Source organism: Klebsiella sp. 64, from assembly GCF_018223915.1.
GTDB lineage: Bacteria > Pseudomonadota > Gammaproteobacteria > Enterobacterales > Enterobacteriaceae > Klebsiella > Klebsiella pneumoniae.
The window spans coordinates 228,324-241,043 of the sequence record NZ_JAGRQZ010000005.1 but is presented as its reverse complement, the minus strand read 5'-3'; the positions used below and the strand labels follow the sequence as shown (position 1 = coordinate 241,043).

Annotated in this window: 12 protein-coding genes; 4 read left to right on the top strand and 8 right to left on the bottom strand. The window is 61.7% G+C overall.

What is annotated here, in order from left to right; translation table 11 throughout:
• Nucleotides 1-21: 21 nt before the first annotated feature.
• Nucleotides 22-2,232, top strand: a complete 2,211-nt coding sequence (gene zntA / locus KHQ23_RS06705) for a Zn(II)/Cd(II)/Pb(II) translocating P-type ATPase ZntA (protein ID WP_004173985.1) — start codon at nt 22-24, stop codon at nt 2,230-2,232.
• A 103-nt stretch (nt 2,233-2,335) separates the two neighbouring features.
• Here zntA and tusA read toward each other — a convergent pair whose 3' ends face one another.
• Nucleotides 2,336-2,581 (bottom strand): sulfurtransferase TusA, encoded by a 246-nt coding sequence (gene tusA, locus KHQ23_RS06700; protein WP_004173983.1) that lies wholly within the window; start codon nt 2,579-2,581, stop codon nt 2,336-2,338.
• A gap of 206 nt (nt 2,582-2,787) precedes the next feature.
• Here tusA and KHQ23_RS06695 point away from each other — a divergent pair, with 206 nt between their 5' ends.
• Nucleotides 2,788-3,453 carry a 7-cyano-7-deazaguanine/7-aminomethyl-7-deazaguanine transporter gene (locus KHQ23_RS06695; protein ID WP_002920860.1) on the top strand — a complete coding sequence of 222 codons (666 nt, stop codon included), beginning with the start codon at nt 2,788-2,790 and terminating at the stop codon, nt 3,451-3,453.
• Nucleotides 3,454-3,526: 73 nt separating this feature from the next.
• Nucleotides 3,527-4,084, top strand: a complete 558-nt coding sequence (locus KHQ23_RS06690; RefSeq protein WP_002920861.1) for a DcrB family lipoprotein — start codon at nt 3,527-3,529, stop codon at nt 4,082-4,084.
• On the opposite strand, the gene KHQ23_RS06685 is transcribed toward KHQ23_RS06690, so the two are convergent.
• A complete protein-coding gene (locus tag KHQ23_RS06685; RefSeq protein ID WP_004173981.1) occupies nt 4,085-5,305 on the bottom strand; it encodes an MFS transporter in 1,221 nt (406 codons plus the stop codon). It lies immediately after the preceding gene.
• Nucleotides 5,306-5,438: 133 nt separating this feature from the next.
• On the opposite strand from KHQ23_RS06685, the gene KHQ23_RS06680 reads away from it, so the two are divergent.
• Nucleotides 5,439-6,488 (top strand): AI-2E family transporter, encoded by a 1,050-nt coding sequence (locus KHQ23_RS06680; RefSeq protein WP_004145147.1) that lies wholly within the window; start codon nt 5,439-5,441, stop codon nt 6,486-6,488.
• Here KHQ23_RS06680 and arnF read toward each other — a convergent pair.
• The 6 genes from arnF to arnC are packed head-to-tail and all read right to left on the bottom strand — an operon-like array spanning nt 6,485 to nt 12,719.
• The gene (gene arnF, locus KHQ23_RS06675) at nt 6,485-6,865 is read right to left on the bottom strand and encodes a 4-amino-4-deoxy-L-arabinose-phosphoundecaprenol flippase subunit ArnF (RefSeq protein ID WP_002920863.1); all 381 of its coding nucleotides are present in this window, start codon (nt 6,863-6,865) and stop codon (nt 6,485-6,487) included. The two genes, KHQ23_RS06680 and arnF, sit on opposite strands and share 4 nt — an antisense overlap.
• Nucleotides 6,865-7,203 carry a 4-amino-4-deoxy-L-arabinose-phosphoundecaprenol flippase subunit ArnE gene (gene arnE / locus KHQ23_RS06670; RefSeq protein WP_002920864.1) on the bottom strand — a complete coding sequence of 113 codons (339 nt, stop codon included), beginning with the start codon at nt 7,201-7,203 and terminating at the stop codon, nt 6,865-6,867. Before arnE ends, arnF begins: the two co-directional genes overlap by 1 nt.
• Nucleotides 7,200-8,855, bottom strand: a complete 1,656-nt coding sequence (gene arnT / locus KHQ23_RS06665) for a lipid IV(A) 4-amino-4-deoxy-L-arabinosyltransferase (RefSeq protein WP_004173979.1) — start codon at nt 8,853-8,855, stop codon at nt 7,200-7,202. The genes arnE and arnT overlap by 4 nt, the downstream gene beginning before the upstream one ends.
• Nucleotides 8,855-9,757, bottom strand: coding sequence for a 4-deoxy-4-formamido-L-arabinose-phosphoundecaprenol deformylase (gene arnD, locus KHQ23_RS06660; protein WP_004173977.1), 903 nt, complete (start codon nt 9,755-9,757; stop codon nt 8,855-8,857). Before arnD ends, arnT begins: the two co-directional genes overlap by 1 nt.
• Nucleotides 9,754-11,739: a bifunctional UDP-4-amino-4-deoxy-L-arabinose formyltransferase/UDP-glucuronic acid oxidase ArnA gene (arnA, locus tag KHQ23_RS06655; protein ID WP_004173963.1), complete on the bottom strand. Its 1,986-nt coding sequence runs from the start codon at nt 11,737-11,739 to the stop codon at nt 9,754-9,756. The genes arnD and arnA overlap by 4 nt, the downstream gene beginning before the upstream one ends.
• Nucleotides 11,736-12,719 carry an undecaprenyl-phosphate 4-deoxy-4-formamido-L-arabinose transferase gene (gene arnC, locus KHQ23_RS06650; RefSeq protein WP_002921035.1) on the bottom strand — a complete coding sequence of 328 codons (984 nt, stop codon included), beginning with the start codon at nt 12,717-12,719 and terminating at the stop codon, nt 11,736-11,738. Before arnC ends, arnA begins: the two co-directional genes overlap by 4 nt.
• Between the last annotated feature and the right edge of the window lies 1 nt (nt 12,720).

Here is a 12,720-nt window from a genome sequence, read left to right as displayed (position 1 = left end):
TATCATTTCCCGGAGGGTGCCATGTCGACTCCAGACGCGCAGGATAAAAAAGTTCCACAATTCTCGTCTTTCACCATGCGGCCAGCAACCGCCCCGGCGGAGAGCTGCTGTACAGATCACGCCTGCGCCACAGAGTCCGCCCCTGCCGCCGAAGCGCTTAGCGACGCCCGCTACCGCTGGCAGGTAGATGGCATGGACTGCGCCGCCTGCGCCCGCAAGGTGGAAACCGCGGTCCGTCAGGTGCCCGGGGTCAGTCAGGTCCAGGTGCTGTTCGCCACAGAAAAGCTGCTGGTTAACGCCGAGGGCGATGTCCGCGCTCAGGTTGAGAACGCGGTCCGCCAGGCGGGGTATACGCTGCGCGATGCCGATGCTCCCGCAGCAGAGCAAACCCGAGGGTCGCTGCTGCGCGACAATCTGCCGTTACTGACGCTGGTTATCATGATGGCCTTGAGCTGGGGGCTGGAGCAGGCCAACCACCCTGCCGGTCAGTTGGCCTTTATTGCCACCACCCTGGTTGGCCTGTGGCCGGTTGCCCGCCAGGCGCTACGCCTGATCAAGAGCGGGAGCTGGTTCGCCATTGAAACGCTGATGAGCGTCGCCGCCATCGGGGCGCTGTTTATCGGCGCCACCGCGGAGGCGGCGATGGTCCTGCTGCTGTTCCTGATCGGCGAGCGTCTCGAAGGCTGGGCCGCCAGCCGCGCACGGCAGGGGGTGAGCGCGCTGATGGCGCTGAAGCCCGACACCGCCATCCGTCTGCGCAACGGCGTGCGGGAAACCGTCGCCCAGCGCGACCTGCGTCCCGGAGATGTGATTGAAGTGGCTGCCGGCGGGCGTCTGCCGGCGGATGGCCAGCTGCTGTCGCCGTTTGCCAGCTTTGATGAAAGCGCCCTGACCGGCGAGTCGGTGCCGGTGGAACGTCAGGCCGGGGAACGGGTAGCGGCGGGCGCCACCAGCGTCGACCGCCTGGTGCAGCTTACCGTGATATCCGAACCAGGCGACAGCGCCATCGACCGCATCCTGAAGCTGATTGAAGAGGCTGAGGAGCGTCGGGCGCCGATCGAGCGCTTCATCGACCGCTTCAGCCGGATCTACACCCCGGCCATTATGGTGGTGGCCTTGTTGGTCGCTATTGTCCCGCCGCTGTTCTTCGCCAGCGCCTGGCTGCCGTGGATTTATAAAGGGCTGACGCTGCTGCTGATCGGCTGTCCGTGCGCGCTGGTCATCTCCACGCCGGCGGCCATCACCTCCGGCCTGGCGGTCGCCGCTCGCCGCGGGGCGCTAATCAAAGGCGGCGCGGCGCTGGAGCAGCTGGGCCAGGTGCGCCAGGTGGCGTTCGATAAAACCGGCACCCTGACCGTCGGCCAGCCGCAGGTGACTTCGGTTATTGCCACGGCCGAAGTTGACGACAACGCGCTGCTGGCGCTGGCGGCGGCGGTGGAGCAAGGCTCCAGCCACCCGCTGGCGCAGGCTATCGTCCGTGAAGCGCAGCGGCGTCAGCTGAGCATTCCGCTTGCCAGCGGCCAGCGGGCGCTGGCGGGCTCTGGTATCGAAGCCGAAGTCAACGGCAGCCGCATCCTGATCTGCGCCGCCAGCAAAGCCGCCCCGGCAGAGCATGAGGCGCAGATCCAGCAGCTGGAAAGCGCCGGGCAAACGGTAGTGCTGGTGATGCGCGGCGAGACGCTGCTCGGCATTCTGGCGCTGCGCGATACCCTGCGCGACGACGCGCGTCAGGCGGTGGATGCTTTGCATCAGTTGGGCGTTCAGGGGGTGATCCTTACCGGGGATAACCCGCGCGCAGCGGCGGCCATCGCCAGCGAACTGGGGCTGGAATTCCGCGCCGGTCTGCTACCGGCGGACAAGGTCAACGCGGTGATAGCGCTGAATGCCGACGCGCCGCTGGCGATGGTCGGGGACGGTATCAACGACGCGCCGGCGATGAAAGCGGCCACCATCGGCATCGCCATGGGCAGCGGAACCGACGTGGCGCTGGAGACGGCCGACGCCGCGCTGACCCATAACCGTCTGACCGGCCTGGCGCAGATGATTTCCCTGGCGCGCGCCACCCACGCCAATATCCGCCAGAACATCGCGATTGCCTTAGGGCTGAAGGGGATTTTCCTCGTCACCACCCTGCTCGGCCTGACCGGTCTGTGGCTGGCGGTGCTGGCGGATACCGGCGCCACCGTGCTGGTAACGGCTAACGCGCTGCGGTTATTGCGTAAGAAGTTGTAGCATCGATACCGGCTTCCCTGCTCGCGCTACGCTTAGCAGGGCTACGGTTCCAGACCGTCGGGTAGCCCGGATAAGGCGCTACGCGCCGCCATCCGGGAGAGGCTCAGTGGCTTTTGCGGATCAGGTAGCGGTACGGCAGGGCTTCGGTTTCCTGGGCCACCAGCTCATGCTCCATAAAGCGGCAGAATCCCGGGATATCGCGGGTGGTGGCCGGATCGTCAGCAATAATCAGCAGCGTCTCGCCCACCAGCATCGTCCGCACGGTTTTACGCACCATCATGACCGGCTCCGGGCAGCGGAGTCCCAGGGCATCCAGGGTGTGGTCAGGAGTGGAGAAAAGTTCGCTCATTTTAGTCTCACGTCAACAAAACGGCCTTAGTTTACCCCCTGCTCGCCAGTACGCAAGCCAGGTTAACGTTTGCGCGAAAAACAACCATTGCATTACGCCGGCAACGCAGTATCATGCAGCCGTTTTTAATTGGGTTCCCTCACCCCAACGTTCCGCTGCCGATTGCTCATTTACCTGAAGCATGACGGGCATAAAAAGGTCACAATATGAATCCGTTTACTACCGTACAGCGCAAAAAAGCGCTCGTCTGGCTTTCGCTATTTCATTTGCTGGTCATCACCTCCAGCAACTATCTGGTTCAGCTGCCGATCTCCATTTTTGGTTTCCATACCACCTGGGGCGCGTTTAGTTTTCCTTTTATTTTCCTCGCCACCGACCTGACGGTGCGGATTTTTGGCGCCCCGCTGGCGCGACGCATCATTTTCGCGGTGATGGTCCCGGCGCTGGCCATCTCTTACGGCATCTCCGCGCTGTTCTACATGGGCGAATGGCAGGGCTTTGCCGCTCTGGGCACCTTTAATCTCTTCGTCGCGCGCATCGCCGTCGCCAGCTTTATGGCCTATGCGCTGGGGCAGATCCTCGACGTTCACGTCTTTAACCGCCTGCGGCAGAGCCGCCGCTGGTGGTTGGCCCCTACCGCCTCGACGCTGTTCGGCAACATCAGCGATACCGTGGCGTTTTTCTTTATCGCTTTCTGGCGCAGCCCGGACCCGTTTATGGCCGCCCACTGGGGGGAAATCGCCCTCGTCGACTACAGCTTTAAAGTGCTTATCAGCATCATTTTCTTCCTGCCGATGTACGGCGTGCTGTTAAATATGCTGTTGAAAAGACTGGCGGATAAATCTGATTTGTCGGCATTACAGCCGAGTTAAAGGTACTCGCGGGCTGATGTGTTAAGATAGCCGGATGAGCCATTAGTGGCCGTTTATCGAAAGGAAGATGTCAATGCGCAATTTGGTTAAATATGTCGGTATTGGCCTGCTGGTGATGGGGCTTGCCGCCTGCGATAACAGCGATTCAAAAGCGCCAACCGTTGGCGCAGCAGCGGAGAGCAATGCCAGCGGCCAGGCAATCAGCCTGCTGGATGGCAAGCTGAGCTTCACCCTGCCTGCGGGCATGGCCGACCAGAGCGGCAAACTGGGTACCCAGGCGAACAATATGCACGTCTACTCTGACGCTACCGGCCAGAAAGCGGTCATCGTCATCGTCGGCGACAGCACCAATGAAGATCTGGCGGTGCTGGCGAAACGCCTGGAAGATCAGCAGCGCAGCCGCGACCCGCAGCTGCAGGTGGTAAGCAATAAACCGCTGGAGATTAAAGGCCATACCCTGCAGCAGCTGGACAGCATCATCTCCGCCAAGGGGCAGACCGCCTGGTCTTCCGTGATCCTCGGCAAAGTGGATGACAAGCTGCTGACCCTGCAGGTCACCCTGCCGGCGGATAACCAGCAGCAGGCGCAGACCGAAGCGGAAAGCATCATCAACACCCTCACCATCCAGTAATTACTGGCCTGGTGCGCTGGCCTCCGGTTCGCTAACCGGGGGCCGTTTTTTTAGCCGCCAGCCCAACAGCAGCGCCGCCATCACCAGCCCCGCCGCGGCGAGATAAATCATCGAGATCCCGGTCCAGGCCATCAGCAATCCGGCCAGCGGCCCGCTGACGCCCAACGACAAATCCATAAACACGGTATAGGTCGCCAGCGCCGACCCCTGATTGTGCTGCGGCACCGCTTTCACCGCCACCACCCCCAGCGCCGGAAAGACCAGCGAAAAGCCAGCCCCGGTAAGGAAAGTACCGATTTTCGCCATCATCGGCGTATCGGCAAAGCCGACCAGCAGCAGGCCGATCGCCTCCACGCTAAAGCAGAGCATCGCCACGTTCAGCCCGCCGAGTCGGTTAATGGCGTTGGGAAACAGCAGCCGCGCGCCAACGAACGCGCAGCTGAATAATGTCAGCGCGAAAGCCGCGCCGTCCCAACCTTTGGCGTCATAAAATAGCGTGATAAAGGTGGCGATCACCCCAAAGCCGGCGGAGGCCAACGCCAGCGCCATGCCGTAGGGCCAGACCCGGCCGAGCACCGCGCGAAACGACATCGCTTTGCCTTTGGCAGCCTTCACCGCCGCGCGGGGCAGCGCGCAGAGGATAGCCACCAGCGCTACCGCCATAATGACCCCGGCCAGACCGCTGAGGCCAATGTGCGAATAGCACAGCACGCCGAGCGGCGCGCCCATCGCCATCGCCCCATAGGTCACAATCCCGTTCCACGAGATCACCCGCCCGATATGCAGCGAACCGACCACGCCGACGCCCCACAGCGTCGAGCCTGTGCCGGCGAAGCTCTGGCCGATACCAAGGATCACCCGTCCAAGGCATAACAGCAGCAGGCTAATCAGTGGCCAGCCGCTGCCCCAGGCGGCCAGCAGATAGCTCAAACCGCTCAAAAAGCAGCCGCCGAGGCCGAAGACGACAATCTTTTTGGGCCCCAGCAGGTCGGCATAGCGCCCGGCATGCGGGCGGCTGAGCAGCGTGGCGAAATATTGCAGGCTAATCACCAGCCCGGCCCAGAAAGCGCTAAAGCCCATGACATCATGCACATAGCCGGGCAGCACCGCCAGCGGCAGGCCGATGGTGAGGTAGCTGGCAAAGTTAAAGATAACGACAGAGACAATCCGCAGATTGAGGCGCAGTCCATTAAGCGCCGGTTCGGCGACGGGTTCGGGCATCAGGTTCCACCAGATTTCGACAACCAGCTTTCACTATTACCACGCTGTCGGCGGAAAAGCAGCCCTCCTTTCGGAATATTGGCAGTCGGCGAACCGCTACACTTATCTGGCGCGACTCATAAAAGGAATACCTATGTCCCCTCCGCAGGCTGATAAAGCCGGGCTTCATATTTTACTTAAGCTGGCGGCGCTGGTGATTATCCTCGCCGGGATCCACGCCGCCGCCGATATCCTGGTGCAGCTGCTGCTGGCGCTGTTTTTCGCTATTGTTCTCAACCCGCTGGTCACCTGGTTCATTCGCCGCGGGGTGCGGCGTCCGTTCGCCATTACCCTGGTGGTGACGGCGATGCTGGTGATGCTCACCGCGCTGCTCGGCGTGCTGGCGGCGTCGCTCAATGACTTTGTCGCCATGCTGCCCGATTTCAACCGCGCCCTGACGCGCAAGATCCTCCAGCTCCAGGAGTATCTCCCCTTCCTTAATCTGCATATCAATCCGGAGCGGATGCTGCGGCGCATGGATTCAGAACGGCTGATGACCTGGGCCACGACGCTGATGACCCAGCTTTCCGGGGCGATGGCCAGCATCGTGCTGCTGGTGATGACGGTGATCTTTATGCTGTTTGAGGTTCGCCACCTGCCCTACAAACTGCGTTTTGCCCTCAATAACCCGCGCCTGCATATCGCCGGATTGCACCGGGCGCTGAAAGGCGTCACCCATTATCTGGCGCTGAAGACGCTGATTAGCCTGTGGACCGGGCTGATTGTCTGGCTGGGGCTGCTGGCGATGGGGGTACAGTTCGCCCTGATGTGGGGGGTGCTGGCGTTTTTGCTGAACTATGTGCCGAACATTGGCTCCGCCATCTCCGCTATCCCCCCCATGCTGCAGGCGCTGCTGTTCAGCGGCATCTATGAGTGCCTGTTGGTAGGGGCGCTGTTTCTGGTGGTGCATATGGTGCTGGGCAACATGGTGGAGCCGCGCATGATGGGCCACCGGCTGGGGATGTCGACCCTGGTGGTGTTCCTGTCGTTGTTGGTCTGGGGCTGGCTGCTGGGGCCGGTGGGAATGCTGCTCTCGGTGCCGTTAACCAGCGTCTGTAAAATCTGGATGGAAACCACCGTCGGAGGCAGCAAGCTGGCGATCCTGCTCGGCCCGGGCCGTCCCAAAAGCCGGCTCCCCGGCTAGCGGCGTTTCACCGGCCAGAAGATGGTCAATACGCCGGCGACGATGATCGCCACGCCCAGCAGCGATTGCCAGTAGAACGGCTCATGCCAGCCGGGCAGCCAGATGGCGGCGGCCCACACGAGGATATAGCTCAGGCTCAGTAGCGCATACGCTTTCGACAGCGGCAGGCGATGGAGGGCAAAGTACCAGCAGACCATCGACAGCAGGTAGCCCAGCAGGCCGAAAAACAGGCCGAAAGTCCCGGGCTGGAAATGCAGCAGATGCTGGAGAAATGCCACAATATCGGTCAGCGGCGGCAAGGCCACCATGGCGCTGCGCAGCAGCAACTGCGCGGCGCTGACGAGGCCGACGCTGAGTAATGCCCAGAAAAAGCCCATCAGACGCTGGTCCCCAGAATGACAATGCCCACGACGATCAACCCGACGCCAAGCCAGTGGCGACGGGCGACCGGCTCATGCCAGATGCCCCAGCCCGCGAGGGTAACCCAGACGAAATTCAGACTCAGCATCGGATAGGCGATGCTGACCGGAATAGACTGCAGGACGCTCAGCCACAGCAGCATGCCGCAGCCCAGACATAACAGCGCCATCCCCAACCAGAAGAGTATATGACGACTCCGCCGTCCGCGACGGGACGGGCGGGTCGCCTGTTTCTGGCAGAGCTGTCCGGCGCAGCTCAGCAGGCTGGCGCACACCAGACAGATCCAGACGCTCATTGCGGCAGGTACTGAAGGAAAACGACCCGGCCCAGCTCGTAGGCGTTATCCGGTTTCGGTAACGGTAAGTCGAGCATACTCTCTCCTTTATCCATCAACAGCACCAGCGAGACCGGCCCCTGCTGACGATGCGCGGCCAGCCAGTCGGCAAAACCGGCCTGGCTGACAAAGCTTCCCTGAGCATCCGGCCAGTCGAGACCGTACTTCAGCTCACCCTGTTTGTCGAACATAATAATATCGCTTCGCTTCAGCTCCCAGGCCAGGCCGCCGGCGATCCCAACGTTGTTGGTCAGGACGTAACGGCTGGGCTGCAGGGATTCGCTGACGATCTCCACAAGGAACTGCGGCTGTTTGCTGTCGATAACCCGGTCCGGGATGGCGAAGCCCACCAGCAGCGCCAGGCCGAGCGGACAGAGCGCGGCGAGGCTCCAGCGGCGGCCAGAGTCTTTCATCGCCAGCCAGCCCATCAGCGCCCAGACGGCAAAAGCGATCGCCGCCAGCAGACATTTATACAGCTCAATCTTGGTCCACACCGGCTTATGCATGAAGCCCCACGGCGAGACCACCAGCACGGCGATAAGCCCCAGCAAACCAACGCCCAGGTTGATCATACCGTTGATGCGCAACGCTTTCGCGCCGGTCTTTGCGGCCTCCAGCGCGTAGCGGGCCATCAGGATCGACAGCGGCGCAAAGCACGGCAGAATATAGGTCGGCAGTTTGCCTTTGGCGATACTGAAGAACAGGAACGGCATCGCCACCCAACCTAACAGATACAGCGCGCCGCGGGCCTCATCGCGCTCAAGCCAGCCGCGCTTTAGCGCCCCCGGCAGCAGGGCCAGCCACGGCAGACTGCCGGCGATCAGGAACGGGATGTAGTACCAGAACGGCGCTTTGTGCTGGGCGTCTTTTTCAGCAAAACGCTGAATATGCTCGACCCAGAAGAAGTAGCGCCAGAAGTCCGGCTCGCGCTGAGCGATAGCCAGCCCCCAGGGCAGCACCACCAGCGTACAGACGATTACCGCCAGCCAGCCGTAGGTCAGCACTTCACGCCAGCGTTTACGGGCGATCACCCACGGCAGAACGCCCACCACCGGCACCGCCAGCGCCAGGAAGCCTTTGGTCATCACCCCCATCCCGCAGGCGACGCCCAGCAGCACGTAGCTCAGTATTTTGCCGCTGCGGCTGTGCGCCTGCGCCGCGCCCCAGAAGCTGCACATCGCCAGCGCCAGCCACAGGGTGATCATCGGGTCCAGCACCGCATAGGTGCCAATCGCATACACCAGCATCGCGGTGAGGAAGATAATCGGCGACAGGATAGCTACCCGCTTATCACGAAAGATCCGCCACGCCAGCCAGGCCACCAGCAGGGCGGTCATGGTGATAGCGAAGACCGACCCGAAGCGTACGCCGAAGTTATTATGGCCAAACAGCCACTGACCAATACTGTTGATCCAGTAACCGGCAATCGGTTTTTCGAAGTAGCGCAGGCCGAGAAAATGCGGTACCACCCAGTCGCCGGTGGCCAGCATTTCACGGCTGATCTCCGCGTAGCGGGTTTCGTCGGGTTGCCAGAGCAAACGGAAATTGAGCGGCAGCAGATAATACAGCGCAAACAGCGCAATCAGAGAGACGCCATAGCGAATGCTTTTCATCAAACACCCGAAGTCAGTAATTGTTCACGTCCGAGCCAGCCTTCCCGGCCAGCCAGTTCACCACGAACCACTTTGCCTGAGGGCAGCTCGCTAAAGTCAGCGGGCAGCAGCTGGCTCAGTGGGCAAAACTGAATTTCTTCTTCCGCCGCCATGGTCAGTAGTTCATTGAACTGATCGGCGTAGGCAATGCCTTCCACTTCAGCGTGAATGGTATAGACCGGCACGCCCGCATCGCGATGGATGCAGTCCAGCAGGTAGCGGTTAAAGCCGGCGATATCCACCGCCGTGCCCACCGCCTCGTCCCAGGTCGGCAACGTGACCGGGATCTGCACGGTACCAGAGACGCCGCTGCCGAGCTGGGGCAGAAACGGCCGCGTGCCGCGACAGTCGCTGTTGTAGAGAAAATCGAAGGATTCTTTGGCTTTAACCACCCGCTGATCGGCGCGCCAGCCGGCGACGGCCGAGCAGGTCACCGGCCGGCCGATGATGCGCTCGAGCTCCAGCAGGCCGCGCTCAACCTCCAGCGCCAGCCGTTCCTGCGGCCAGACGCCGCTCCACGCCTGCCAGCTGTAGTGGTCCCAGGCGTGCAGGCCGACTTCATGAGATTCGGCGGCGGCGCGGATCACCGCTTCGTTCCCTGCGCCGATGCGGCGCCCCGGCCAGGCGGTGCCGGCCAGCAGAATATCCCAGCCGTACAGCGAGGCGGCTCTGGAACGCAGCATCTTCCACAGAAACTTCGGTTTTACCAGGCGCCACAGGTGGCGCCCCATATTGTCCGGCCCGACGCTGAAGAAGAAGCTTGCCTGGATCCCATGCCGGCCCAGCAGCTCCAGCAGCCGCGGAACGCCGTCCCGCGTGCCGCGAAAGGTATCGACATCTATGCGTAAGCCGACCTGTTTCATGGATTTTTATCGTCCACCAGTTCAACCGTGCGCAGGAAGAAGTCCAGCGTGTGTTCGACCGTTTCTTCCATCTCCACCTTCGGCTCCCAGTTCAGGCAGCGTTTGGCGTTGCGGATGCTCGGCTTACGATGCTCAACGTCCTGGTAGCCCTTTCCGTAGTAATCGCTGCTTTCCACTTCACGGAAGCCGGCGAACGGCGGGAAGCGATCGCGCAGCGGATGACGTTCGAAGCAGGCGAGCAGCATTTCGGCCAGCTCTTTGATACTCGCTTCGTTATCCGGGTTGCCGATGTTAATGATCTGCCCGTCGCAGCGGCCGTCTTTGTTCTCGATGATGCGGAACAGCGCTTCGATACCGTCGCTGATGTCGGTGAAGCAGCGCTTCTGCTTGCCGCCTTCGATAAGCTTGATCGGCGACCCTTCCACCAGGTTGAGGATCAGCTGAGTGATGGCGCGGGAGCTACCGATACGCGCGGCGTTGAGGTTATCCAGACGCGGCCCCATCCAGTTGAACGGACGGAACAGGGTGAACTTGAGGCCATTCTTATCGCCATAGGCCCAGATCACGCGATCCAGCAGCTGCTTGGAGACCGAGTAGATCCAGCGCTGTTTGTTGATCGGCCCCACCACCAGGTTGGAGCTATCTTCGTCGAAATTTTTGTCGGTGCACATGCCGTACACTTCCGAGGTCGACGGGAAGATAATGCGCTTATTGTATTTCACGCAGTCGCGGATGATTTTCAGGTTCTCTTCGAAATCCAGCTCGAACACGCGCAGCGGGTTGCGGGTGTATTCGATAGGCGTGGCGATGGCCACCAGCGGCAGCACCACGTCGCATTTCTTAATGTGATACTCGATCCACTCGGAGTGAATGCTGATATCGCCTTCCACAAAGTGGAAACGCGGACAGTCGAGAAAACGGCTGATGGCGTCGGAGCCGATATCCAGACCGTAAATCTCATAGTTGTCGTCCTGCAGCAGGCGCTCGGTCAGGTGGTTACCGATAAAGCCGTTGACGCCGAGGATCAGCACCCGGGTGCGACGCTTAATCGCCACCACCGGTTTGCTGCTGATCACCGCCCCGGACACCAGGCCCAGCGCCTGCGCCAGCTGAGCGCCCTGCATGTACACGCCGCGTTCGGTCTGGCCGGTGACAATCTCCAGCGCCCCGTCCTGGCACGCGACGATCAGCGGCGCAATGGAGAGCACGGTGCCCGGTTTAGCTGCTGGCAAATCGTGGCGAACGCGGGATTTCCAGACGATAAACTTGTTCGCTCCGGCGTAGCCGAAGGCGCCCGGCCACGGATCCGAGACCGCACGCACCAGATTGTGCAGGGTCTGCGCCGGCAGCTCCCAGTCCAGCCGGCCATCTTCCGGGGTACGACGCCCCACATAGGTTGCCTGGCTGTGATCCTGCGGACGCTCATCGGTGGTGCCGGCGAGGATCGCCGGCAGCGCCCGGCTCAGCAGCTCAGTGGCGGCGGCGCACAGCTTACGATGCAGCGTCAGGGCGGCGTCATCCGCGCCAATCGCCACGGCCTGCTGGGCGACGATATCGCCAGCGTCTGCGCGGTTCACCATCCGGTGCAGGGTGACGCCGGTTTCGCTTTCGCCATTGACCAGCACCCAGTTCAGCGGCGCGCGGCCGCGATATTTTGGCAGCAGCGAACCGTGCAGGTTGAACGCCCCTTTCGGCGCCAGATTGAGGATCTCATCGCCCAGCAGGTTGCGATAGTAGAAGGAGAACAGCACGTCCGGCTTCATCTCGCGGATACGCTCAATCCACAGCGGATGGTTCACGTCTTCCGGCGCCCACACCGGAATGCCCTGCTCGGCGGCAAGGCGCGCCACGGAGCCAAAGAAATGGTTTTCGCCAGGGTTATCCGGGTGGGTGAAAATAGCAGCGATATCATACCCGGCGTCCAGCAGAGCCTGGATACCGGTGCAGCCCATATCGTGATAAGCGAAGACTACGGCTTTCATGAACGATCTTCCTCTTTAGATGCCGTTTCCGGCTGGCGAACAACACGTTGAATAAAGTAGCGGGGGCGGGCGCGCACGTCGTTATAGATGCGGCCGATATACTCCCCGAGCAGGCCCATACCGACAAACTGGGCGCCGATGAACATGAACAGCACGGCGAAGAGCATAAACACCCCTTCCGCCGCCCACTGCGGGCCAAAGGCCAGACGCAGCACCACCAGCAGCAGGCCGAAGGCGAAGCCCAGCAGGGCAATCACGCTGCCGAAAATGCTGAGCAGACGCAGCGGCGTGGTGGTCAGACAGGTCACCAGGTCGTACATCAGGTTGATCAGGCGCATGAAGCTGTATTTGGAGTCGCCGAATTCGCGCTCGGCGTGCATCACCGGGATCTCCACCGCGCGCCGGGCGAAGGTATTCGCCAGGATCGGGATAAAGGTGCTGCGCTCATGGCAGTTGAGCATGGCGTCGATGATATGGCGGCGGTAAGCGCGCAGCATGCAGCCGTAGTCGCCCATCGCTTTGCCGGTGGTGCGCTGGATCAGGCGGTTGATCATCTTCGACGCGGTTTTACGGAAGATGCTGTCCTGACGGTTCTGGCGGACGGTGCCCACCACGTCGTAACCTTCATCAGCCTTCGCCACCAGCCGCGGGATCTCCTCCGGCGGGTTTTGCAGGTCGGCGTCGAGGGTAATAATCAGATCGCCGGTTACATGGCTGAAGCCGGCCATGATCGCCGAGTGCTGGCCGTAGTTACGGTTTAACAGCACGGCGACGACGTGGCTGCCTTCCGCCTCGGCGGCTTCGGTGAGCATGCGCGCGGAATCGTCGCTGCTGCCATCGTCGATCAACAGAATTTCATATTGCCGCCCCAGGGTGGCGCAGGCGGCATCCGTACGACGAAGCAGTTCCGGCAGGCTATCCTGTTCGTTATAAACCGGGATAACCACCGAGACCTTCTTCACGGGAGGGTAAGTAAGCATA